16 protein-coding genes are annotated in these 22,739 nt (G+C 65.4%); 4 read left to right on the top strand and 12 right to left on the bottom strand.

Annotated features, from left to right (window positions below):
- Positions 1 to 122: 122 nt before the first annotated feature.
- Together ACPRTJ_RS23010 and ACPRTJ_RS23005 are read left to right on the top strand one after the other, a co-directional pair.
- Positions 123 to 662: a gluconokinase gene (locus tag ACPRTJ_RS23010; protein ID WP_043861445.1), complete on the top strand. Its 540-nt coding sequence runs from the start codon at positions 123 to 125 to the stop codon at positions 660 to 662.
- A 100-nt stretch (positions 663 to 762) separates the two neighbouring features.
- Positions 763 to 2,115 carry a GntP family permease gene (locus ACPRTJ_RS23005; RefSeq protein WP_043861444.1) on the top strand — a complete coding sequence of 451 codons (1,353 nt, stop codon included), beginning with the start codon at positions 763 to 765 and terminating at the stop codon, positions 2,113 to 2,115.
- 80 nt (positions 2,116 to 2,195) lie between these two features.
- Here the strand turns inward: ACPRTJ_RS23005 and yiaY are convergent, their stop codons facing one another.
- The 4 genes from yiaY to ACPRTJ_RS22985 form a co-directional block, all read right to left on the bottom strand.
- A complete protein-coding gene (yiaY, locus tag ACPRTJ_RS23000) occupies positions 2,196 to 3,344 on the bottom strand; it encodes an L-threonine dehydrogenase (RefSeq protein ID WP_054914574.1) in 1,149 nt (382 codons plus the stop codon).
- A 78-nt stretch (positions 3,345 to 3,422) separates the two neighbouring features.
- Positions 3,423 to 4,985 carry a threonine ammonia-lyase, biosynthetic gene (gene ilvA, locus ACPRTJ_RS22995; RefSeq protein ID WP_043861442.1) on the bottom strand — a complete coding sequence of 521 codons (1,563 nt, stop codon included), beginning with the start codon at positions 4,983 to 4,985 and terminating at the stop codon, positions 3,423 to 3,425.
- 190 nt (positions 4,986 to 5,175) lie between these two features.
- A complete protein-coding gene (locus ACPRTJ_RS22990; RefSeq protein WP_043861441.1) occupies positions 5,176 to 5,628 on the bottom strand; it encodes a PACE efflux transporter in 453 nt (150 codons plus the stop codon).
- Positions 5,629 to 5,785: 157 nt separating this feature from the next.
- Positions 5,786 to 6,457, bottom strand: coding sequence for a DUF3313 domain-containing protein (locus ACPRTJ_RS22985; protein WP_043861440.1), 672 nt, complete (start codon positions 6,455 to 6,457; stop codon positions 5,786 to 5,788).
- A gap of 81 nt (positions 6,458 to 6,538) precedes the next feature.
- Between ACPRTJ_RS22985 and ACPRTJ_RS22980 the strand changes: the two genes are divergently transcribed.
- Both ACPRTJ_RS22980 and ACPRTJ_RS22975 read left to right on the top strand, forming a co-directional pair.
- Complete coding sequence (locus ACPRTJ_RS22980) at positions 6,539 to 7,186, top strand: DUF1345 domain-containing protein (RefSeq protein WP_426427337.1); 648 nt, start codon at positions 6,539 to 6,541, stop codon at positions 7,184 to 7,186.
- Between the two features lie 278 nt (positions 7,187 to 7,464).
- On the top strand, positions 7,465 to 7,722 hold the full coding sequence (locus ACPRTJ_RS22975; protein WP_043861439.1) for a DUF1652 domain-containing protein: 258 nt from the start codon (positions 7,465 to 7,467) through the stop codon (positions 7,720 to 7,722).
- Between the two features lie 9 nt (positions 7,723 to 7,731).
- On the opposite strand, the gene ACPRTJ_RS22970 is transcribed toward ACPRTJ_RS22975, so the two are convergent.
- The 8 genes from ACPRTJ_RS22970 to ACPRTJ_RS22935 all read right to left on the bottom strand — a co-directional run bounded on the left by ACPRTJ_RS22970 (position 7,732) and on the right by ACPRTJ_RS22935 (position 22,642).
- Positions 7,732 to 9,810: a putative bifunctional diguanylate cyclase/phosphodiesterase gene (locus ACPRTJ_RS22970; RefSeq protein ID WP_058540139.1), complete on the bottom strand. Its 2,079-nt coding sequence runs from the start codon at positions 9,808 to 9,810 to the stop codon at positions 7,732 to 7,734.
- Between the two features lie 229 nt (positions 9,811 to 10,039).
- Positions 10,040 to 11,542, bottom strand: a complete 1,503-nt coding sequence (locus ACPRTJ_RS22965) for an efflux transporter outer membrane subunit (protein WP_054914580.1) — start codon at positions 11,540 to 11,542, stop codon at positions 10,040 to 10,042.
- A complete protein-coding gene (locus ACPRTJ_RS22960; RefSeq protein ID WP_043861436.1) occupies positions 11,539 to 14,646 on the bottom strand; it encodes an efflux RND transporter permease subunit in 3,108 nt (1,035 codons plus the stop codon). Before ACPRTJ_RS22960 ends, ACPRTJ_RS22965 begins: the two co-directional genes overlap by 4 nt.
- Entirely contained in the window at positions 14,643 to 17,741 is a 3,099-nt protein-coding gene (locus ACPRTJ_RS22955) for an MdtB/MuxB family multidrug efflux RND transporter permease subunit (protein WP_058540138.1), read from the bottom strand. The genes ACPRTJ_RS22960 and ACPRTJ_RS22955 overlap by 4 nt, the downstream gene beginning before the upstream one ends.
- On the bottom strand, positions 17,738 to 19,024 hold the full coding sequence (locus ACPRTJ_RS22950; RefSeq protein ID WP_078480367.1) for an MdtA/MuxA family multidrug efflux RND transporter periplasmic adaptor subunit: 1,287 nt from the start codon (positions 19,022 to 19,024) through the stop codon (positions 17,738 to 17,740). Before ACPRTJ_RS22950 ends, ACPRTJ_RS22955 begins: the two co-directional genes overlap by 4 nt.
- Positions 19,025 to 19,280: 256 nt before the next feature.
- A complete protein-coding gene (gene tpx / locus ACPRTJ_RS22945) occupies positions 19,281 to 19,781 on the bottom strand; it encodes a thiol peroxidase (RefSeq protein WP_043861433.1) in 501 nt (166 codons plus the stop codon).
- Positions 19,782 to 19,933: 152 nt separating this feature from the next.
- Positions 19,934 to 21,211: a serine/threonine transporter gene (locus ACPRTJ_RS22940; RefSeq protein ID WP_043861432.1), complete on the bottom strand. Its 1,278-nt coding sequence runs from the start codon at positions 21,209 to 21,211 to the stop codon at positions 19,934 to 19,936.
- A gap of 228 nt (positions 21,212 to 21,439) precedes the next feature.
- Complete coding sequence (locus tag ACPRTJ_RS22935) at positions 21,440 to 22,642, bottom strand: aromatic amino acid transaminase (protein WP_043861431.1); 1,203 nt, start codon at positions 22,640 to 22,642, stop codon at positions 21,440 to 21,442.
- Positions 22,643 to 22,739 lie beyond the last annotated feature (97 nt).

Here is a 22,739-nt window from a genome sequence, read left to right as displayed (position 1 = left end):
AGGTGCACGGCGATGAGCGCCCAGACTGCTTTTACAAAACCAATAACAACCGGGTGGAAAGCCGCCGAGGCGTTGTCAGCCTCGGCCAAAGATAGCGCTATCTCACCCCGCAGGAGGTACCGATGAACTCTCCCCTGTCCGCTATTGTGGTGATGGGCGTGGCTGGCTGCGGCAAGAGCTGCGTCGGTTCTGCCATCGCCGATTGCAGCGGCGGCCGCCTGATCGAAGGCGATGCCTTTCACCCTGCCGCCAACATCCAGAAGATGAGCGCCGGCATTCCCCTTGACGATGACGACCGCGCTGGCTGGCTGATCCGCCTGGGCGAAGAGCTGCAGGCCACCCTCAAGGCCGGCGAACGGCCGATCCTCACCTGCTCGGCGCTGAAAAAGCGCTACCGCGACGCCCTGCGCCACGCCGTACCCGACCTGGGCTTCGTGTTCCTCGAACTGACGCCCCAGGAAGCCGAACGCCGCGTGCTGGCACGCCCCGGCCACTTCATGCCGGCAAGCCTGATCGACAGCCAGTTCGCCGCCCTGGAGTCGCCGCGCGGCGAAACCCTGACCCTGACCCTGGACGCCACCCAACCCATCGCCCAGCTGGCCCGTCAGGTAGACACCTGGCTAAAGCCCTGCGGTGAGTCGGCACTGGCGCGAACTGCCTGATTTTCCGGCAGTTTTCCGGCTCACCAAAGATAGCGCTGTCTCGACTGCTGCACGCTGTAAAAGTTCCGCTCACAACAATGACAATACGAGGCACTGAACCATGTTCGGTCTGGCAACTGATACCTACCTCTTGCTTGATGCACTGGTGACCATCATCGGCCTGGTGCTGCTGATCACCCACTTCAAGGTGCACCCTTTCGTGGCGCTGACCCTGGCCGCGGGCTTTCTGGGCCTGACCTCCGGCATGCCGGTAGCCAAAGTGATGAAGTCGTTCCAGGACGGTTTCGGGGGCGTACTCGGCTTTGTCGGGATCGTGCTGGCACTGGGCACCATGCTCGGCAAGCTGATGGCCGATTCCGGCGGCGCCGACCAGATCGCGCAAACCCTGATTCGCGCCTTCGGCAAGCAGAAGGTGCACTGGGCCATGATGTTCGCCGCCTTCCTGGTGGGCATCCCGCTGTTCTTCGAAATCGGCTTCGTGCTGCTGATACCCCTGGTGTTCATCGTGGCCCGGCGCACCGGGGTATCGCTGATCAAGATCGGCATTCCGCTGCTGGCCGGGCTGTCGGTGGTGCACGGGCTGGTGCCGCCGCACCCGGGCCCGCTGCTGGCCATCGGCGTGTTCGGCGCCGACATCGGCAAGACCATCTTCTACGGGCTGATCGTGGCGTTGCCCACGGCGATCATCGCCGGGCCGCTGTACGGCACGTTCATTTCGCGGTACATCCCCGGCTCGCCGTCCCAGGAGCTGATGGACCAGATCGCCCGCGAAGCCGAGCGCACGCAACTGCCCAGCTTCGCCATCACGCTGGTAACCATCCTGCTGCCGGTGTTCCTGATGCTGCTCAAGACCTTCGCCGACGTGGTACTGCCGGCCGAGCACATCTTTCGCCAGTGGATGGACCTGATCGGGCACCCGATCACGGCGCTGCTGGCAGCCCTGCTGCTGGCCTTCTACACCTTCGGCTCGGCCCAGGGCTTCAGCCGCCAGCAGATCATGAAGATGCTCGACCAGAGCCTGGCGCCTACGGCGGCAATCGTGCTGATCGTGGGCGCCGGGGGCGGCTTCAAGCAGATGCTGGTGGATACCGGTGTGGGCAACGTGATCGGTCAGATGGCAGTGCAGGCGCAGATCTCGCCGATCATGCTGGCCTGGCTGGTGGCGGCGGTGATTCGCATCGCCACGGGCTCGGCGACGGTGGCGACCATTACCGGTGCGGGTATCGTGGCCCCGGTGATCGGCATGATACCGGGCGTGAACCGCGAGCTGCTGGTGCTGGCCACGGGGGCCGGCTCGCTGATCCTGTCGCATGTCAACGATGCGGGCTTCTGGCTGGTCAAGCAGTACTTCAACATGACCGTGGCCGAAACCTTCAAGACCTGGAGCATGATGGAAACCATCCTGTCGGTGGTGGGCATCATCTTCATCATGCTGTTGTCGCTGGTGGTCTGACGGCATCGCCGCAAAGCCAGCCCACAGGTTCTGGCTGTACCGCAGAACCCTGTGGAAGCTGGCTTGCCAGCGAAGATGCGCTAGAAGGCTGCCTTGAAGATCGCCTCGATCTCGGCCTGGCTGGCCCGCCGCGGGTTGGTCAGGCCGCAGGCATCCTTGAGCGCGTTGGCCGCCAGGGTCGGCACATCCGCCACCCGCGCACCCAGCACCTCCAGCCCCGGCGGGATCTCGATATCGTCGCTCAGTTGCACGATGGCCTGGATCGCCGCATCGGCACCCTGCGCCGCGTTCAGCCCCTCCACCGCCACGCCCATCGCCTGTGCCACATCACGCAGGCGCGCCGCGCTCACCGCCGCATTGAACCGCTGCACATGGGGCAGCAGCACCGCGTTGCACACCCCGTGCGGCAGGTCGTAGAAGCCACCGAGCTGATGCGCCATCGCATGCACGAACCCCAGCGAAGCATTGTTGAACGCCATGCCGGCGAGGAACTGCGCATAGGCCATGTTCTCCCGCGCGGTCAGGTCCTGCCCGTCGATCACCGCCTGGCGCAGGTTGCGGCTGATCAGCTCGATGGCCTTGAGTGCGCAGGCGTCGGTGATCGGCGTGGCCGCCGTGGATACATAGGCCTCGATGGCGTGGGTCAGTGCATCCATACCGGTGGCCGCCGTCAGCGACCTGGGCATGCCGACCATCAGCGCCGGGTCGTTCACCGACAGCAACGGGGTGACGTTGCGGTCGACGATGGCCATTTTCACGTGGCGCGCCTCGTCGGTGATGATGCAGAAGCGCGTCATCTCGCTGGCCGTACCGGCCGTGGTATTGATCGCGATCAGCGGCAATTGCGGCTTGGCGGAGCGGTCGACCCCTTCGTAGTCGCCGATGTGCCCGCCATTGGTGGCACACAGGGCAATGCCCTTGGCGCAGTCGTGGGGTGAACCGCCGCCCAGCGAAATCACGCAGTCGCAGTGCTCGCGCTTGAGCATCGCCAGGCCCTGCTCCACGTTGGCGATGCTCGGGTTGGGCTTGGCGCCGTCGAACACCACCGAGTCGATGTCACGCATCGCCAGCTGCTCGGCGATTCGCTGTGCCACGCCGGCCTTGGCCAGCCCGGTATCGGTGACGATCAACGCCTTGGCAAAGCCATAGCCGACAATGGCGGTCATGGCTTCGTCCAGGCAGTCGATGCCCATGATGTTGACGGCTGGGATGAAAAACGTGCTGCTCATGGCGGTATTCCTCAGGCTTTATATCTCTGCCTCAAGGATCCGCCCGTGGGCCGCAGGGCATGTTGATCCAGCGCAAAGTCAGCCAAGAAACAGCCGATAGGCCGGGTTGTCGGTCTCGTCCCAGTAGCGATAGCCCATGCCGTCGAGGGTGCCTGGCAACTGCGCCAGCTCATCGTCCGGCACCTGCAGCGCCACGAACACCCGCGCCTCGGCAGCCCCGTGGTTGCGGTAGTGGAACAGGCTGATGTTCCAGCGTTTGCCCAGGCGCTCCAGAAAGCCCAGCAAGGCGCCAGGACGCTCCGGGAACTCGAAGCGCAGCACCCGCTCGTCGAGCGAGGGGGCCGAGTGGCCGCCCACGGTGTGGCGGATATGCAACTTGGCCAGCTCGTTCTCGGTCAGGTCCAGCACCTCGTAGCCCTGCCCGGCCAGGCTGGCCAGCAACTGCGCGCGCGGGTCGGTGTGCGGGTGGGTCTGCACGCCGACGAACAGGCGGGCCTCCTTGCCGGGCTGGTAGCGGTAGTTGAACTCGGTGATCTGGCGCTGGCCCAGGGCCTGGCAGAAGGCGCGGAAGCTGCCCGGCTGCTCGGGGATGGTCACCGCGATGACCGCCTCGCGCTGCTCGCCCAGTTCGGCGCGTTCGGCCACATGGCGCAGGCGGTCGAAGTTGACGTTGGCACCGGAGTCGATTGCCACCAGGGTCTGGCCCGTCACGCCGCGGCTGGCCACGTACTTCTTGATCCCGGCCACCGCCAGCGCACCGGAAGGCTCGGTGATCGAGCGGGTGTCGTCGTAGATGTCCTTGATGGCCGCGCACAGCTCGTCGCTGCTGACCGTGACCACTTCGTCCACGTAATGCCGGCACACCTCGAAGCAATGCGCGCCGATCTGCGCAACCGCCACGCCGTCGGCGAAGGTGCCGACCTGGGGCAGCACCACCCGTTCGCCAGCGGCCAGCGCGGCCTGCAGGCAGTTAGAGTCATGCGGCTCGACGCCGATCACCTTTACCTGCGGGCGCAGGTACTTGACGTAGGCGGCGATGCCGGCGATCAGGCCGCCGCCGCCCACCGGCACGAAGATCGCGTCCAGCTCGCCCGGTTGCTGGCGCAGGATCTCCATGGCCACGGTGCCCTGCCCTGCAATCACGTCCGGGTCGTCGAACGGTGGCACGAACGTGGCGCCTTCGCTCTGGGCCAGTTGCAGCGCATGGGCCAGCGCCCGCGGGAAGCTGTCACCGTGCAGCACCACATTGCCGCCGCGCGAGCGCACCCCTTCGATCTTCAGCGCCGGAGTGGTGGTGGGCATCACGATGGTGGCGCGCATGCCCAGTTCGCGGGCGGCCAGCGCCACGCCCTGGGCATGGTTGCCGGCGGACGCGGTGATCACCCCGCGCTCGCGCTGCTCGGTGCTCAGGCGACTGAGGCGGGTGTAGGCCCCGCGGATCTTGAAGGAAAAGGTCGGCTGCAGGTCTTCGCGCTTGAGCAGCACGTTGTTGCCCAGGGCCTCGGACAGCGCCCGGGCGGGCTGCAGGGGCGTCTCGATGGCCAGGTCATATACCGGTGCGGCAAGAATCCTTCGCACGTAGTCCGACAGCAGGCTGGTGGCGCTGGTCGAGGTGCTGGGGCAGACGGTAAGGCTGGTCATCGGTGACTCCTGGTTTTTTTTGAAGTGCCCAGGAGTCAGAAAGGAAAAACCCGCCTCCAGGGCGGGTTAGGTGCAAGGTGCTCGCTAGCCCGCCAATCTGATAATGGCGGTAATAATGCTGTGCGAAGGCAACGCTGCGAATAAGGTCATGGCAGCGAAACTAGCCCAGGGCCTTTTTCAAGTCAATCATTCATTTTGCGCTCGTGCAGGCTTGCACGCCGCGTTCGTGCGCCGATTCGGGCACGCCGAACACCCGGTCGAAGCCCCACTGGAACACGAAGGCGTACACGAAGAAGAACACGAACAGCGCAAGGTTGGTGCCCAGTGCCGCCCACAGGCTGATGTCCAGCCACCAGGCCACCACCGGCAGCAGGATCAGCACCAGCCCGCCCTCGAAGCCGATGGCATGCAGCAGGCGCCGCACGAAGGTGCGGCTGCGTCGGGCCTGACGTGCCTCCCAGAACTCGAACAGGTAGTTGTAGAGCATGTTCCAGCCCAGGGCCATGCCCGACATGATCACCGACAGCACGGTGGAATGGGCCATGCCCTCATCGAAGGCCAACGCCAGGGCCGGTGCGACACAGGCCACCGCGATGACTTCGTACAGAATGGCCTGGGTGATCTTGCGGGTAACGCCTTGCATGACGGGCTCCTTTCAACGGTATGCCGCGCAGGCTAGGCTGATTGAAGCCGGGTTTCAATGGTGAAGCGGTCAACTGTCGTCGGCCGCAGGGGGCGGCAGACCGGCCAACACGCTGCCAGGCCATTGCGAGGCTCCCCGAAATGGCCTGGCACAGGGCTCAATGGCCCTTGAGCTTGAGGTAGGACTGGTGCAGGTCGGACGCCCAGCCATCGAGCACTGCCTTCACATCGTCGGCCTTCATCACCTGGCTGTCGTTTTCCAGCGGCTTGCCACTACCCTTGCGCACCACCTGGGCGAGCACCTTGTTGTTGCCGCCATCCAGAAACTGCGCCTCGGTGGCGATATCGGTTTCCTGGTCGCGGATGCCCGAGGCCGTGCTCACCGCTGCCGCCACCAGCGCCACCGGAATCACTTCGTATGCCTTCAGGCCCTCGGTCTTGCTGCTGACGGCCGTGATCGCCGGGCGTACCACGATCACCCCCGGGCCAGGGCCGGTGGCCAGCGGCAACGACTTGCCCAGCTCGCGCTTGAGCGCCTGGTCGTAGTAGTGGGTGATGCCTTGCAGGGTGCTCTGCGGAATCCGCGCGGTAGGCTGCGGCTTGGGATACAGCTGGCTGGGCTCGATGTATACGCTGGTGTAGCGGTCGAGCTTGAGGTTCGGGTCGATCCAGCGCATCACCGTGGCACCGGAGGGCGAGGTGGTCTGCTTGAGACGGCTGTAGTCCTTGAGGAACCCGGAGTACTCGTCGGGCTGCACGGTGCTGCTCGAACAACCGGCCAGGCCCAGCCCGGCCAGGCACAAGGTGCCGATGATCAATGCGTGTTTCATGCGGTCGCTCCAGTGGCGCCTGAAGAAAGGCTTCCTAGGTATAGGCTACAGTTGGCGGTGCATCCATCGACGTGAGGCAACATGGCATTCCACAAACTGGCCCATACCCACCCGCGCCTCAGCGCCGCCGCACTGGTCGGCTGCCTGGGCGGCGTGTTCATCCCGGCAGACAACCTGGTGCAACACATCCTGGCGGGCTGGAACGTCGGGGTCTGGCTGTACCTGCTGCTGGTGTTCTGGCTGACCCTGCGGGCAAAACCGGGCCAGGTGCGCAAGGTGGCCTGCATCGAGGACGAAAATGCCGGGCTGGTGCTGTTTACCGTGAGTATCGCGGCCATCGCCAGCCTTGCCGCAGTCACCCTGCAACTGGCCAGCAGCAAGGGCCTGACCGGCAGCACCCAGGCCCTGCACTACCTGTACACCGGCCTCACCGTGGCCGGCTCGTGGCTGCTGATCGGCACCATCTTCAGCCTGCACTATGCGCGCCTGTTCTACACCAGCACCGCCAAGCAGCCGCTGCTGCGCTTTCCAGACGAGGAGCGCAACCCCGATTACTGGGACTTCCACTACTTCTCGTTCACCCTCAGCGTCGCGGTGCAAACCTCCGATGTGGGCGTGGCCGGGCGTGAACTGCGCCGCGTGGTGCTGGCCCACTCGGTGATCGGTTTCGTGTTCAACACCGCGATTCTGGGTTTCACCATCAACATCGCCGCCGGCCTGCTCAGCTGAGCCCGCCGCTGGTCTGAAATACCCGTGGCGCCACCCTGCCCGCTTCAGCGGCCATGACAGCCTCACCCGCCGCAATGCGGACCACGCAAACGCTTGCGCAACCCACACATAGCAAAAAGCCATTGTGACGCAGGTCAAACATCCTGCAACGGGGCGCAAACAAGCGGCGGACAGCGGCCGCATCGGTGCTATGGTTAGGGTCTTGGCCTTCCCTGGGCAGCGTGTCCCGGGTACAGGCATGCTCAGCGAATCGGGGTCAGCTGTAAAAGGAGGCCGGCATGAACAAGCTCACGTTTCCCAACGCCTGCCAGATGATGCGCTGGCACTTCCATCCGCTGGGCTTTGAAGCCAGCATGGATGCACCGCGCAGCATGGTGGCGCGCGTGTTCGATCGCGCCACCGGCGAAACCCTGCTGGCGATTGCCGGCATTCCGTGCGCCACACTGATGGCGGCGTCGGATGTGGAGCGCATCATCGAAGCGGTGGAAGACGAGCTTGAAGCGTTCCAGCCCTCGTGTGCGCTGCGCTCGGCCTGACGCTGGCGCTCAGGCCTGCCCCACCGCCAGTCTCTCGATATCAGCCATGAAACGCTCGGCCGGCAGCGGCTGACCGAGCAGGTACCCTTGCAGCGAATCACACCCCAGACGGGTCAGGAAGTCCTGCTGGCGGTCGGTTTCCACCCCTTCGGCAACAATCCTCAACCCCAGTGCCTGCCCCAGCGCCACGATGGCCGACACGATTGCGGCATCGTCGCTGTCCTGCTCCAGGTCGCGCACGAAGCCACGGTCGATCTTCAGCTCGTTGGCCGGCAGGCGCTTCAAGTACATCAGGCTTGAGTAGCCGGTACCGAAATCGTCGATGGACAGGTCCACGCCCATGTCCGACAGGCGCTGCAACACCATCAGGCTCGCATCGGCGTCGTGCATGGCGGTGGTTTCGGTGATCTCCAGGGTCAGGCTGTTGGCCGGCAGGCGATGACGCTGCAAGGCCGACGCCACGCTGTCCACCAGCCCGGCATGGCAGAACTGGATGGCCGACAGGTTCACTGCAACCCGCCAGTTTTCATAGCCCTGGTCCATCCAGCTGCGCATCTGGCGGCAGGCCTCGTCCAGCACCCACTCGCCGATCGGGATGATCAACCCGGTTTTTTCCGCCAGCTGGATGAAGCGATCGGGCAGCAACATGCCGTGCTGCGGGTGCTCCCAGCGCAGCAGGGCCTCGGCACCGATAGGCTGGCGCCCCACCGCATCGAACTTGGGCTGGTAGAACAGGCGCAACTGGCGCTGCTCCAGCGCCATGCGCAGGTCCTGCAGCAACTGCAGCTGCAGACGCGCGTTGCTGTTCATCGACACATCGAAAAAGCTGTAGGCGTTCTTGCCGGCGCTCTTGGCGTGGTACATGGCCGCGTCGGCATTGCGCAGCAGCTCCATCTGGTCGGCGCCGTTGCCGGGGTACAACACGATGCCGACGCTGGCGGAGATCTGCAGGCTCTGCTCGGCCACCCGGAACGGGCGCGACACCAGGTTGACCTGTTTGGCGGCCACCCCCACCGCATCTTCAGGCTCGTCCAGCTCCACCAGCAGCACGAATTCGTCACCGCCGATGCGCGCCAGGGTGTCCTGGCTGTGCAGGTGGCCACGCAGGCGCATCGCCACCTCCTTGAGCAACTGGTCGCCGGTGTGATGACCGAACGCGTCGTTGACCGGCTTGAACCCGTCCAGGTCGATGAACATCAGCGCAAAGCAGCCGCCCTGCTCGGCCACCTTGGCGATGGCCTGCTCGATGCGGTCGGTCAGCAGGCTGCGGTTGGGCAGCCCGGTGAGGGTGTCGTGCAGCGCCAGCTGGGTCAGCTCCTGGTTGGCCAGGGTCAGCGATTGCGCCAGCTCCGCAGTGCGCGCCTCCAGGCGTGCATCCAGCACCGAGGTCAGCAGCGCCACCGCCAGCACCGCCAGGGTGGTGATCAGCACCAGGTAGTCCAGGCCACTGCCGCTGAGCCCACCGTCCAGCGCGCCACAGAAGCTGCCGTCGGCAAAATTGGCCGCTGCCATGCCGGTGTAGTGCATGCCGACGATGGCAATGCCCATCACCACGGCGGCGCCGCCGCGAATCTGGCGTACATACGGGGTATTGCGGCGCAGGCGGAAGGCGATCCACAGTGCGGCCACCGACGCGCCTACTGCAATCAACAGCGAGGCGGCGAACAGCAGCGGGTCGTAGTCGATGCCCGGTTGCATCTGCATGGCAGCCATGCCGGTGTAATGCATGCTGCTGATGCCCGCGCCCATGATCAGCGCCCCCAGCGCCAGCACGCGGCCCGGCAGGCTCGGCTGGCTCACCAGCCACAGTGCGAAGCCCGACGAAAGCACCGAGATCACCAGCGACAGCGCGGTGAGGCTCAGGTCGTAGCCCAGCTCGATGGGCAGGCTGAAGGCAAGCATGCCGATGAAGTGCATCGACCAGATCCCGGTGCCCAGGGCCAGAGCACCGCCGACCATCCACAGGTACGCGGCACGGCCCTTGGCGGTGGCGATGCGCCCGGTCAGGTCCAGCGCCGTGTAGGACGCCAGAATCGCCACGCACAGCGAAATCAGGACCAGCGAGGAGGAATAACTACCGTTGAGCATGAAGGTTCCAAGGCCCGGTTGACGGGCGCTGTCCCGGCCCGGTGAAAAACCGATGATTGTACTCAACCTTTAGCGAAACGCACGGAGTTTCCGAGGGATGGCGGGATGTTTTTGGCGAATGGCCATCAGGCTTTGGAACCGCGTCGCGGCCTTCGCCAGCAAGGCTGGCTCCTACAATCACATCGCGGCCTGTAGGCGCCGGCGTTGCCGGCGAACGCCTCGACGCACACTACCTGTCGGTCGCGGTACGGTCTTCAGCAGCGAGGCTGGCTGCCTCCCAGCCGCCCCCCAACGCCGCAATCAACTGCACGCTGGCCACCAGCCGGCCCTGCAGCAGGTTCAGCACGCTGCGTTCATTGCTCAACGCGGTGGTCTGCACGTTCACCACGTCCAGATAACCGATCAGGCCCGCCTTGTACTGGTTCTCGGTCAGGCGCAGCGACTCGCGCGCCGACGCCAGCGCCTCATCGCGCACCTGCGCCTCATCGGCATACACCTTCAACTGCACCAGGTAGTTTTCCACCTCCTGGAAGCCATCCAGCACGCTCTGACGGTACTGCGCCACGGTCTGGTCGTACACGGCCTTGGTACGGTCGACCTCGGCCGAGCGCTTGCCGGCATCGAACAGGGTCACGGCCAACTGCGGCCCCACCGACCAGAATCGGTTCGGCAAGCTGATCCAGTCGCTGAAGCTGCTACTGCTGTAGCCACCGCTCATGCTCAGGGTCAGGTCCGGGAAGTACGCCGCCCGCGCCACGCCGATATTGGCGTTGGCCGCCATCACCTTGCGCTCGGCCGAGGCAATGTCGGGGCGGCGCTCCAGCAGCTGCGACGGCAGCGCCAGCGGGATCTGCGGCAAGGCCGGTATGGTGGTGCTCGGCGCCAGGGCAAATTCGGCCGGCGCCTTGCCCATCAGCACGGCAATCGCATTCTCGAACTGCGCCCGCTGCCAGATCAGGTCGATCAGGTCGGCCTGGGTGCTCTTGAGCTGGGTCTGTGCCTGGGCCACCGCGTCCTTGCCCGAAACCCCGGCGCGGTACTGGTTCTGGGTCATGGTCAGCGAACGCTGATAGGCCGCCAGCGTGGCCTCGAGCAGGCGCTTCTGCTCGTCGATCACACGCAGCTGCAGGTAGTTTTGCACCAGCTCCGACTGCAGGCTCAGGCGTATCGCCGCCAGGTCCGCCAGGCTCGCCTCGGCACTCGCCTCGTTGGCGTTCAGGCCCTCACGCAGCTTGCCCCACAGGTCGGCTTCCCAGCTCACGCCCAGCTGGGCGCTGTACGTGTCGCGGATACCGCTGCTGTTGTTGCTCAGGCTCGAACTGCTGCTGCCGGTGCCCTGGCTGGAGCGGGTCTTGCCGGCGCTCAGGTCGAGGCTGGGAAACAGCGAAGCCCGGGCGCTGCGCACCAGGGTCTGGGCCTGGCGGTATTGCGCCTCGTACTGGGCCACCGTCTGGTTGTTGGCATTGAGCTGCTCGACCAGACCGTTGAGCTGCGCATCGCCGTACAGCTCCCACCAGGCCCCGCGCGCCAGGGCGTCGGACGGGTTGGCCTGGGTCCAGCCCTCAGCGTACTTGAACGCCACCGGCTCCGGCGCCTGCGGCCGGTGGTAGTCGGGGCTCAGGGTACAGGCGCTGAGCATCGCCAGGCACAGGGCCGAGGTCAGCAGGCGCGAACCACGGGCCGCCAGCACGCGCTGCAGGGAAGGTGGACAAACATCGGCAGGTCGGGTCATAGCGGGGTTTCCAAAGCAGCGTCGGTACGCACGCCGCGCCAGTGATTGAAGCGATGGCGCAGGCGGTCCAGATAGAGGTAGACCACCGGGGTGGTGTAAAGCGTGAGGATCTGGCTGAACACCAGCCCGCCAATGATGGTCAGGCCCAGCGGCTGGCGCATCTCGGCGCCCTCGGCGGTGCTCAGCAGCAACGGCAAGGCGCCCAGGATCGCCGCCAGGGTGGTCATCAGGATCGGCCGCAGACGCAGCAGGCAGGCCCGACGAATCGACTCCTGCGGGCTGAGCCCTTCATGGCGCTCCAGCTGCAGGGCCAGGTCGATCATCAGAATCGCGTTCTTCTTCACCACCCCGATCAGCAGGAACAGCCCCAGCAGCGAGATCAGGCTGAACTCGCTGCCGACCACGTACAGCGTCAGCAGCGCCCCTACCCCGGCCGATGGCAGGGTCGAGAGGATGGTCAGCGGGTGAATGTAGCTTTCATACAGAATCCCCAGCACCAGGTACACCGCCAGCAAGGCGCCGAGGATCATCCAGGGCTGGCCCTCCTGGCTCTTGGTGAAGGCATCGCCGGTACCGCCAAGCTTGGCGATCACGTCCTCGGGCAGGCCGACCTTGGCCACCGCGCGCTCCACCGCGGCCAGCGCCACGTCCTGGCTGACGCCTTCTGCGAGGTCGAACGAGATGTCCTCGGAGGCGAACTGCCCCTCATGGCTGACACGGTCCTCGGCCAGGCTGTTCTCGTAATGGGCAAAGGTCGACAGCGGCACGCGCGCGCCGTCGGCGGTGATCACCTGTACCTGCTCCAGGGTGCGCGGGTCCTGCGCATACTTGGGGTTGACCTCCATCACCACCTGGTACTGGTTGAGGCTGTCGTAGATGGTCGAGATCTGGCGCTGGCTGTAGGCGTTGTTGAGCACGGCGGTGACCATGTTCATGTCGATGCCCAGGCGCTTGGCCTGCTCGCGATCGACCACCAGGGTCACCTGCTGGGTGCCGCTGCCTTCGCGGGCGTCGATGGCCGTCAGCTCCGGCAGCGCCTTGAACGCCGCCACCACCTTCGGGTACCACTCGCGCAACGCCGTCAGCTCGCCACTTTGCAGGGTGTAGAGAAACTGCGAGCTGCTCTGCTCGCGGCCACCGCCAAACTGCAGGTCCTGGTCGGCCATCAGGAACAGCCGCCCGCCGGGTACCTTGGGCATCTCCTTGCGCAGGCGCTCGATGATCTTCTGCGCCGACTCCTTGCGCTCCTTGATCGGCTTGAGGCGCACCAGCACCATGGCGTTGTTGATGCCGCTGTTGCCGCCGATGAAACCGGCCACGCTCTGCACGGCCGGGTCCTTGAGCAAGGCGCGCCGGTAGATTTCCATCTTCGGCTGCATCACCGCGAACGACAGCCCGTCGTCACCCCGCACAAAGCCCATCAGCTGGCCGGTGTCCTGCTGCGGCATCAGGGTCTTGGGCACCACCACGTACAGCGCCACGTTGACCACGATGGTCACCAGCAGGCTCAGCAGCGTCAGGCGGCGATGGCGCAGCGCCCAGCCCAGGCTGCGGTCGTAGCCGGCCATCATGCGCTGGTTGAGACGCTCGCTCCAGCGCTGCAGGCGGGTCTGCTCGCCGGGGGCGTGAGGTTTGAGCCAGCGCGCGCAGAGCATCGGCGTGAGCGTCAGCGACACCACCAGCGACACCAGGATGGCCGCCGCCAGGGTGATGGAGAACTCGCGGAACAACGACTCGACGATGCCGCCCATGAACAGGATCGAGACGAACACCGCCACCAGCGAGGCGTTCATCGCCAGCAGCGTGAAGCCCACCTCCTTGGCGCCGAGGAAGGCCGCGGCCAGCGGCGCGACGCCTTCGTCGATATGCCGCGAGATGTTCTCCAGCACCACGATGGCGTCGTCCACCACCAGCCCGGTGGCTAGAATCAGCGCCATCAGCGACAGGTTGTTGAGCGAGAACCCGCACAGGTACATCACCGCGAAGGTGCCCACCAGCGACACCGGCACCGCCAGGGTCGGGATCAGCGAGGCGCGCAGGTTGCCCAGGAACAGGAACACCACCAGGATCACCAGCGCCACGGCGATCAGCAGCGTGTGTTCGGCCTCCTTGAGGGTGGCCTTGATCACCGGCGAGCGGTCCATGGCCACGTTCAGTTGCACGCTAGCCGGCATCAGGTCCTGCAACGCCGGCAACTGCTCCTTGATGCTCTCGATGGTCTTGATGATGTTGGCGCCGGTCTGGCGGTTGATCACCAGCAGCACCGCGTCCTTGTCGTTGAAGAAGCCGCTGTTGTAGCGGTTCTCCACGCCATCGGTGACTTTGGCCACGTGGCTCAGGCGCAGCACCGAGCCGTCCTGGTAGCGAATCACCAGCGGGCCGTAGTCCTTGGCTTTCTCCAGTTGATCGTTGGCCTGTACCTGCCAGCTGCGCTGGGTGTCCTCGATGAAGCCCTTGGGCCGGCGCACGTTGGCGTTGGCGATGGTCTGGCGCACATCGTCCAGGCTCACGCCGTACTGGTTGAGCAGTTGCGGCTCAAGCTCGATACGCACCGCCGGCAGCGAACTGCCGCCGATCTGCACCTCGCCCACACCCGGCACCTGGGACAGGCTCTGGGACAGGATGGTGGAGGCCAGGTCGTAGAGCTGGCCCTTCTGCAGCACATCGGAGGTCAGCGACAGCACCATGATCGGTGCCTGGGCCGGGTTGAACTTGTTGTAGGTGGGCATGCTCTTCATGCCGCTGGGCAGCAGGTTGCGCGTGGCATTGATGGCCGCCTGCACCTCGCGTGCGGCGCCATCGATGTCGCGCCCCATGTCGAAGCCCAGGATCACCCGCGTGGAGCCCTGGCTGGAGCGGCTGGTCAGGGTGTTGACCCCGGCGATGCTGCCCAGCGAGCGTTCCAGCGGGGTTGCCACGGTGGAGGCCATCACCTCGGGGCTGGCCCCGGGCAGGCTGGCCGACACCACGATCACCGGGAAGTCCATCTGCGGCAGCGGCGCCACCGGCAGCAGGCCGAAGCTGACCCCGCCCAGCAGCATGATGGCCAGGCTCAGCAGCATGGTCGCCACCGGGCGACGGATAAACGGGCCGGAGAGGTTCATGCGTCGGCCTGTTGCGGGTCAGGCTGACGGCGCCAGCGACGCGCCAGGCGGTCGAAGTACAGGTAGATCACCGGCGTGGTGAACAGCGTCAGCACCTGGCTCACCAGCAGCCCGCCCACCATCACCAGGCCCAGCGGCTGGCGCAGCTCGGCGCCCGAGCCGGTGGCGAGCATCAGCGGGATGGCCCCGAACAGCGCCGCCAGGGTGGTCATCAGGATCGGCCGGAAGCGCAGCAGCGCCGCCTGGTAGATCGCCGTCTGCGGGTCCATGCCCTGGTTGCGTTCGGCCTCCAGGGCGAAGTCGATCATCATGATCGCGTTCTTCTTGACGATACCGATCAGCAGGATGATGCCGATGATCGCGATCATGCCCAGGTCGTTGCCACTGATCATCAAGGCCAGCAGCGCGCCCACTGCGGCCGAGGGCAGGGTCGAGAGGATGGTCACCGGGTGGATGTAGCTCTCGTAGAGCACGCCGAGCACGATGTACATGGTAACCACCGCCGCCAGAATCAGCAGCAGGGTGCTCGACAGCGACGCCTGGAAGGCTTCGGCCGCGCCCTGGAAGCGGGTCTGGACGCCCAGCGGCATGCCGATCTGCTGCTGCACCTGTTCGATGACCTTGACGCCCTCGCCCAGCGACACGCCTTCGGCCAGGTTGAACGACATCATCACCGCCGGGAACTGGCCGATGTGGGCAATGGCCAGTTGCGCCTGGCGCTGCTCCACATGGGCCAGGCTCGACAGGCGCACCTGCGCGCCATCGGTGGTCTTGACGTAGATCTGGTCGAGCACCCTGGGCCCAAGGTCGGCCGCCGCAGCGGCCTGCAGCACCACGCGGTACTGGCTGGCCTGGGTATAGATGGTGGAGATCTGGCGCTGGCCGAAGGCGTCGTACAGCGCGTTGGTGATTTCCGACACGTTGATGCCCAGACGGCTGGCGGCGTCGCGGTCGATCACCAGGAACACCTGCAGGCCCTTGTCCTGCAGGTCGCTGGCCACATCGGTCAGCTCGGGGCGATCATGCAACGCATCCACCAGCTTGCCGCTCCACTGCGCGAGCAGGTCGGCATCCGGCGACGACAGGCTGAACTGGTACTGGGTGCGGCTGACGCGGTCTTCGATGCTCAGGTCCTGCACCGGCTGCATGAACAGGCGAATGCCCACCAGCTTGTCCAGTTGCGGTTGCAGGCGGGTGATGACCTGCGAGGCAGTGATGTCGCGCTCGCCGTGGGGCTTGAGGTTGATCAGCAACCGGCCGCTGTTGAGCGTGGCGTTGTCGCCGTCGACGCCGATGTACGACGACAGGCTCTGCACGGCCGGGTCCTGCAGGATCACCGCGCTCAGTTCCTGCTGGCGCTGGCTCATGGCGGCGAACGAGATCGACTGCGGGGCTTCGGAAATACCCTGGATCACCCCGGTGTCCTGCACCGGGAAAAAGCCCTTGGGCACCGCCAGGTACAGCAGCACGGTCAGGCCCAGGGTCGCCACCGCCACCAGCAGGGTCAACGGCTGGTGGCGCAGCACCCACTGCAGGCCGCGACCATAGTGGGCGATCATCCAGTCGATCCAGGCACCGCTGGCGCGATAGAAGCGCCCTTGTTCCTCTTCCCTGGGCTCGCGCTTGAGCAGGCGCGCGCACATCATCGGCGTGAGGGTCAGCGACACCACCAGCGAGATCAGGATCGCCACCGCCAGGGTGATGGCGAACTCGCGGAACAACCGCCCCACCACGTCGGCCATGAACAGCAGCGGGATCAGTACCGCGATCAGCGAGAAGGTCAGCGAGATCAGGGTGAAGCCGATCTGCCGGGCGCCCTTGAGCGCGGCCTGCATCGGCGTCTCGCCCTCCTCGATATGCCGCGAGATGTTCTCCAGCATCACGATGGCATCGTCCACCACGAAGCCGGTGGCGATGGTCAGGGCCATCAGCGTGAGGTTGTTGATCGAGAACCCGGCCAGGTACATCACGCCGAAGGTGCCGATCAGCGACAGTGGCACGGCGATCGACGGGATGAGGGTGGCGCTGGCCCGGCGCAGGAACAGGAAGGTCACCAGCACCACCAGCACGATGGCGATCAGCAGCTCGTGCTGCACATCCTTGACCGAAGCACGGATGGTCTGGGTGCGGTCGGTGAGCACCACCACGTCCAGCCCCGCCGGCAGGTTGTCGGTGATCGACGGCAGCAGCGCCTTGATCCGGTCGACCACCTCGATGACGTTGGCCCCAGGCTGGCGCTGGATGTTCAGCAGCACTGCCTGGCTCTGGTTGGCCCAGGCCGCCAGGCGCTCGTTCTCGGCGCCGTCGACGATCTCGGCAACGTCCTTCAGGCGCAGCGGCGCACCGTTCTTGTAGGCCAGGATCAGGTTGGCGTATTCCTCGGGGGAGCGCAGCTGGTCGTTGGCGTCGAGCATCGAGACCCGCGTGGGGCCGTCGAAGTTGCCCTTGGGCTGGTTGACGTTGGAGGCGCCGATCAGGGTGCGCACGTCGGCCAGGTTCAGCCCGGCCGAGGCCAGCGCGTCAGGGTTGACCTTGATGCGTACCGCCTGGCGCTGGCCACCGGCGATGCTGACCATGCCCACACCGCTGATCTGTGCGATCTTCTGCGCCATGCGCGTGTCGACCAGGTCGTTGAGCTTGGGCAGCAGCATGGTCTTGCTGGTGATGGCCAGGGTCAGTACCGGGGTATCGGCCGGGTTGACCTTGTTGTACACCGGCGGCGCCGGCAGGTCGCTGGGCAACAGGTTGCTGGCCGCGTTGATCGCCGCCTGCACCTGCTGCTCGGCGACGTCCATGTTCATTTCGAGACTGAAGCGCAGGGTCAGTACCGAGGCACCGCCCGAACTGGTCGAGGCCATCTGGGTAAGCCCGGGCATCTGCCCGAACTGGCGCTCCAGCGGCGCGGTGACCGCGCTGGTCATCACCTGCGGGCTGGCACCGGGGTACAGGGTGATGACCCGGATGGTCGGGTAATCGACCTGGGGCAAGGCCGCCACGGGCAGCAACGTGTAGGCGATCAGGCCGGCCAGCACGATGGCAAGCATGCTCAGCGTGGTGGCGACCGGGCGCAGGATGAACAGCCGCGAAAGGTTCATGCGCCAGCCTTGCCCTGCTCGCCCGGCGTGGCCGAGAGGTCTTTCTTGTCCTGGCCCTGCAGGTGCTGGCCTGGGGTGGCGGGCACGTCGCTGCTGTCGTTGACCACTTCCACCTCGCTGCCGTCACGCAGGCGGTCGGTGCCTTCGAGCACCACGCGCTCGCCCTTGGCCAGGCCTTCCTTGACCACCGTGAGGTCGCCGTCGCTGGCGCCGAGCTTGAGGCTGCGGATGGTCACCTTGTTGTCGCCGTCCATCACGTAGGCGAAGGTGCCGTTGGTGCCGAACTGCATCGCGGCCGATGGCGCCAGCACCACGTCCTTCAAGGTATCGGCCAGCAGGCGTACGTTGACGAACTGGTTGGGGAACAGCATTTCATCCTGGTTTTCGAACCCGGCCTTGAACTTCAGGGTGCCGGTGGTGGTGTCGATCTGGTTGTCCAGGCTGCTCAGCACGCCCACCGAGAGCTGCTGGGTGTCGCCGCGGTCCCACGCCTGCACCGGCAGCTGGGCCCCGCTGCGGTAGCGCGACAGCACGGTGCTCAGCTCGGTTTCCGGCAGGGTGAAGACCACGGTGATCGGCTGGGTCTGGGTGATCACCACCAGTGCCGTGGTGTCGTTGGCCGCCACCAGGTTGCCGACGTCCAGCTGGCGCAGGCCCAGGCGCCCGCTGATGGGGGCGCGAATCCTGGTGAAGTCGAGGTTGAGCCTGGCATCGCCCACCGCCGCCTGGTTGGTCTTGATGGTGCCCTGGTACTGGGCCACCAGCGCGGCCTGGGTATCGAGGGTCTGCTTGGCGATGCTGTCTTCGGCGAACAGGCCCTTGTAGCGCTCAAGGTCGATCTGGGCGTTTTTCAGCTGCGCCTGGTTCTGTGCCAGGGTGCCTTCGGCCTGCTGCAGGGCGATCTGGTAGCTGCGTGGGTCGATCTCTGCCAGCAGGTCGCCGGCCTTGACCCGCTGGCCTTCCTTGAAGTTGATCTTGACCAGCTCGCCGCCCACGCGGCTGCGCACGTTGACCGTGTTGGTCGCGGTCACGGTGCCCAGGGCCTTGTAGTACAGCGGGAAGTCGCCCACGGTGGCCGGCGCCACACGCACCGGTACCGGCCCGCCGAACGCGCCGAAACCTGGCCGCCCGCCCCCCGGCTTGCCTGCGCCCGGGGCCTTGGTCGCCGGCGATGAAGGCCAGAATACCCAGCACAGGCCGGCAATCAGCAGCAGGACCAGCAGGCTCAGCAGCCAGCGACGGGAGTGACGAGGACGGGCGGTTTGCATCGGTTGATCGGCCATTGTGCGGAAAGACTTCTCTTGAGGAGGCTGAACGATAAGCAGTAGAGCGGTTTTAGCAAAGCGCCTTTACCGGCTATTTACCTAGAGCTGACGTTGGCAAAGTGCTGAACTATAAATAAAAACGGCCTGGGCTAAGGCCAGGCCGTTACAACTTTTTTCAAATAACCTTTCTATTTCAGCACCGCCCCCCTGTGGGAGCTGGCTTGCCAGCGAAGGCATCCATGCGGTGCATGAAAACTCGCGGTGCCTGAATGCGTTACTTCAGTACCGCCAGCGCCGCGTCGTAGTTCGGCTCTTCGGCGATTTCCTTGACCAGTTCGGCGTGCAGCACCTTGTCGTTTTCGTCCAGTACCACGACTGCACGGGCAGTCAGGCCCTTGAGCGGGCCGTCGGCGATGGCCACGCCGTAGTTCTGGATGAATTCGGCACCACGCAGGGTGGACAGGTTCTTGACGTTCTCCAGGCCTTCGGCGCCGCAGAAGCGTGCCTGGGCGAACGGCAGGTCGGCCGAGATGCACAGTACCACGGTGTTGGCCAGTTCGTTGGCCTTGGCGTTGAACTGGCGCACCGAGGTGGCGCAGGTCGGGGTGTCGACGCTCGGGAAGATGTTCAGCACTTTACGCTTGCCGGCGAAGGAAGCCAGGGTCACGTCGGACAGGTCGCCCGCCACCAGGGAAAACGCAGGTGCCTGGGCACCGACTTTCGGCAGTTCGCCGTTGACCTGAACCGGGTTGCCTTTGAGAGTCACTTGAGCCATGAAAGAAGTCCTTATGCGGGGGTGAGTAAAGGACCAGAGTTAAGCATGAAAGTGCCCCGACACCTATGGGGCAGCGATAAATTGTTGAATATCCAGAGAGTTTTTGTGGACAAAGAGCGAGCAAGGGTGTGCACCCCTGCCCGCCCCCGGCCTCAGCCGACCAGCGAGTAGACGATGGCGCTGATGGCCACCAGGCCCACCACGACCACGAACACGTTGGACAGCGCGCCACTGTACTTGCGCATCGCCGGCACGCGGCGGATGGCGTACATCGGCATCAGGAACAGGATCGCCGCGATCACCGGGCCGCCGAACGACTCGATCATGCTCAGGATGCTGGGGTTGAGCGTGGCCACCACCCAGCAGATCACCAGCATGAAGGCTGCGGTGAACCGGTCCAGGGCCTTGGCACCCGGCCGCTTGCCCGTCTTGAGCACCAGGCCCTTGAGGCCTTCGCTGGCACCGATGTAATGGCCCAGGAACGACTTGGCGATGGCGATGAAGGCAATCAGCGGTGCAGCGAACTCGATGGTCGGGTTGCTGAAGTGGTTGGCCAGGTACGACAGGATCGACAGGTTCTGCGCCTTGGCCTCGGCCAGTTGCGCCGGGTTCAGGGTGAGCACGCAGCTGAACACGAAGAACATCACCATCGCCACCATCAGCAGGTGCGCGCGCCGCAGGATCTGCCCGCTGCGCTCGTCGGCGTGCTCGCCGTAGCGGCGTTTCTGGTCCACGGCAAAGGCCGAAATGATCGGCGAGTGGTTGAACGAGAACACCATCACCGGAATCGCCAGCCACAGGGTGTGCACGAATGCCGACCCCGATGGCAGCTCGGTGGCGGTCGTGAGGATGCCGCCGTTCCAGTGCGGTATCAGGAACACCGCCAGCAATGCCAGGGCCACGATGAAGGGGTACACCAGCAGGCTCATGACCTTGACGGTGGCCTGCTCGCCGCAGCGCACGATGACCAGCAGGCCCAGGATCAGCACGAACGACAGCAGCACCCGCGGCGGCGGCGCCATGTGCAGTTGATGCTCCATGAAGCTGCTGACCGTGTTGGTCAGGGCCACGCTGTAGATCAGCAGGATGGGGAAGATGGCCAGGAAGTACAGCAAGGTGATGCAGGCGCCGGCGCTGAGGCCGAAATGCTCCTCCACCACTTCGGTGATGTCGGCACCGTCACGCCCCGAGAGCACGAAGCGGGTCAGGCCACGGTGTGCGTAGTAGGTCATCGGGAAGGCCAGCAGCGCGAGGATCAGCAGCGGCCAGAAGCCGCCGAGGCCGGCGTTGATTGGCAGGAACAGCGTGCCGGCACCGATGGCGGTACCGAACAGGCCCAGCATCCAGGTGGTGTCCTGCCGGGCCCAGCTACCTAGGGCGGCGGGGGTCGATTCGAAGCGTTGATCAACGCTCGGGGCCTGCTCATTCATCCGGGTGCAACTCCGCTCGCAAGACTGCAACATCGCTGGGAGTGGCCAAACAGACGCATCGGCGCACCCCAGCTGTAAAAGAGGGGCGCGATTGTGCGCGCTTTGGTTGCACTTGCAAAGCCCTTGCCGAGGAGTGGTTGCACCTGCCGGCAGCGCAGCGCCGGTCAAGCCCGCCCCCACAAGGCCATCACTGTACGTGTGGGAGCGGGCTTGAGCCGCAACTGGCCGTTATGCGGTCTTGTGCACCGCCGCGAACGCTTCGGCCACCTGCTGCAGGTTGTCCGGGCGCACGCCCGACATGCACACCCGGCCGCTGTCGATCAGGTACACGCCGAACTCGTCACGCAGCCGGCGTACCTGCTCCACGCTGAAGCCGGTGTAGCTGAACATGCCGCGCTGGCTCAGGAAGAAGTCGAAGTTCTGACCCGGCAGCAGCACCGCCAGTGCATCCACCAGCGCCTGGCGCATGTCCAGGATACGCAGGCGCATCCCCTCCACTTCAGCCTGCCACTGGGCATTCAGGCCGGCATCGCCAAGCACCGTCGCAACCAGTTGCGCACCGAAGTTGGGCGGGCTGGAGTAGTTGCGGCGCACGGTCGCCTTGAGCTGGCCCAGCACGCTCTGCGCGGTGGCGCTGTCGTCACAGACCACCGACAGGCCGCCAACCCGCTCGCCATACAGCGAGAAGATCTTGGAGAACGAGTTGCTGACCAGGCACGGCACGCCGGCGCGGGCAAACTCGCGAATGGCGTAGGCGTCGGCGTCCAGGCCTTCACCGAAGCCCTGGTAGGCGATATCGAGGAACGGAATCAGCTCGCGCGCCTTGACCACCTCGATCACCTGCTGCCATTGCGCCTGGTTCAGGTCGACCCCGGTCGGGTTGTGGCAGCACGGGTGCAGCAGCACGATGCTGTTGGCCGGCAGGGTCTGCAGGGTGGCGAGCATGCCGTCGAAGTCCAGGCCACGGGTGGCCGGGTCGAAGTACGGGTAGGTGTTGACCTTGAACCCGGCGCCTTCGAAGATCGCGCGGTGGTTGTCCCAGGTCGGGTCGCTGACCCATACCTGCGAGTCGGCGAAATAGCGCTTGAGGAAGTCGGCACCGACCTTCAGCGCACCCGAGCCGCCCACGGTCTGCACGGTGGCCACACGTGCGCCACCCACGGCCGGGTGATCGGCGCCGAACAGCAGCGCCTGGATCGCCTGGCGGTAGCTGCCCAGGCCTTCCATCGGCAGGTACAGCGAGGCTTCGTGGGGCTGGTCGGCCAGGCGTTTTTCCGCCTCGCCCACTGCCGCCAGCTGTGGCACCACACCGGCGGCGTCGTAATACAGGCCGATGCTCAGGTTGACCTTGTTGGCACGCGGATCGGCCTTGAAGGTCTCCATCAGGGAGAGAATCGGATCGCCGGCATAGGCATCGACATGTTTGAACACAGCGTGCAGCTCCTTGGGTCTGGGCAAATCGTGAAAGACGCTGCCGAGGATACCTGTAGCCGCCGATTTGTGACATGACCCTGGATGCAACTGATCA

Source organism: Pseudomonas palmensis (genome assembly GCF_049942755.1).
Lineage (GTDB): Bacteria > Pseudomonadota > Gammaproteobacteria > Pseudomonadales > Pseudomonadaceae > Aquipseudomonas > Aquipseudomonas palmensis.
Note: the sequence above shows the minus strand (reverse complement) of the source record. Positions and strands in the feature narration are given on the sequence as shown.

Excerpts from the sequence above, each read along its gene's own strand:
- ACPRTJ_RS23010 (WP_043861445.1), top strand. The coding sequence starts at position 123 with ATGAACTCTCCCCTGTCCGCTATTGTGGTGATGGGCGTGGCTGGCTGC.
- ACPRTJ_RS23005 (WP_043861444.1), top strand. The coding sequence starts at position 763 with ATGTTCGGTCTGGCAACTGATACCTACCTCTTGCTTGATGCACTGGTG.
- yiaY (WP_054914574.1), bottom strand. The coding sequence starts at position 3,344 with ATGAGCAGCACGTTTTTCATCCCAGCCGTCAACATCATGGGCATCGAC.
- ilvA (WP_043861442.1), bottom strand. The coding sequence starts at position 4,985 with ATGACCAGCCTTACCGTCTGCCCCAGCACCTCGACCAGCGCCACCAGC.
- ACPRTJ_RS22990 (WP_043861441.1), bottom strand. The coding sequence starts at position 5,628 with ATGCAAGGCGTTACCCGCAAGATCACCCAGGCCATTCTGTACGAAGTC.
- ACPRTJ_RS22985 (WP_043861440.1), bottom strand. The coding sequence starts at position 6,457 with ATGAAACACGCATTGATCATCGGCACCTTGTGCCTGGCCGGGCTGGGC.
- ACPRTJ_RS22980 (WP_426427337.1), top strand. The coding sequence starts at position 6,539 with ATGGCATTCCACAAACTGGCCCATACCCACCCGCGCCTCAGCGCCGCC.
- ACPRTJ_RS22975 (WP_043861439.1), top strand. The coding sequence starts at position 7,465 with ATGAACAAGCTCACGTTTCCCAACGCCTGCCAGATGATGCGCTGGCAC.
- ACPRTJ_RS22970 (WP_058540139.1), bottom strand. The coding sequence starts at position 9,810 with ATGCTCAACGGTAGTTATTCCTCCTCGCTGGTCCTGATTTCGCTGTGC.
- ACPRTJ_RS22965 (WP_054914580.1), bottom strand. The coding sequence starts at position 11,542 with ATGACCCGACCTGCCGATGTTTGTCCACCTTCCCTGCAGCGCGTGCTG.
- ACPRTJ_RS22960 (WP_043861436.1), bottom strand. The coding sequence starts at position 14,646 with ATGAACCTCTCCGGCCCGTTTATCCGTCGCCCGGTGGCGACCATGCTG.
- ACPRTJ_RS22955 (WP_058540138.1), bottom strand. The coding sequence starts at position 17,741 with ATGAACCTTTCGCGGCTGTTCATCCTGCGCCCGGTCGCCACCACGCTG.
- ACPRTJ_RS22950 (WP_078480367.1), bottom strand. The coding sequence starts at position 19,024 with ATGGCCGATCAACCGATGCAAACCGCCCGTCCTCGTCACTCCCGTCGC.
- tpx (WP_043861433.1), bottom strand. The coding sequence starts at position 19,781 with ATGGCTCAAGTGACTCTCAAAGGCAACCCGGTTCAGGTCAACGGCGAA.
- ACPRTJ_RS22940 (WP_043861432.1), bottom strand. The coding sequence starts at position 21,211 with ATGAATGAGCAGGCCCCGAGCGTTGATCAACGCTTCGAATCGACCCCC.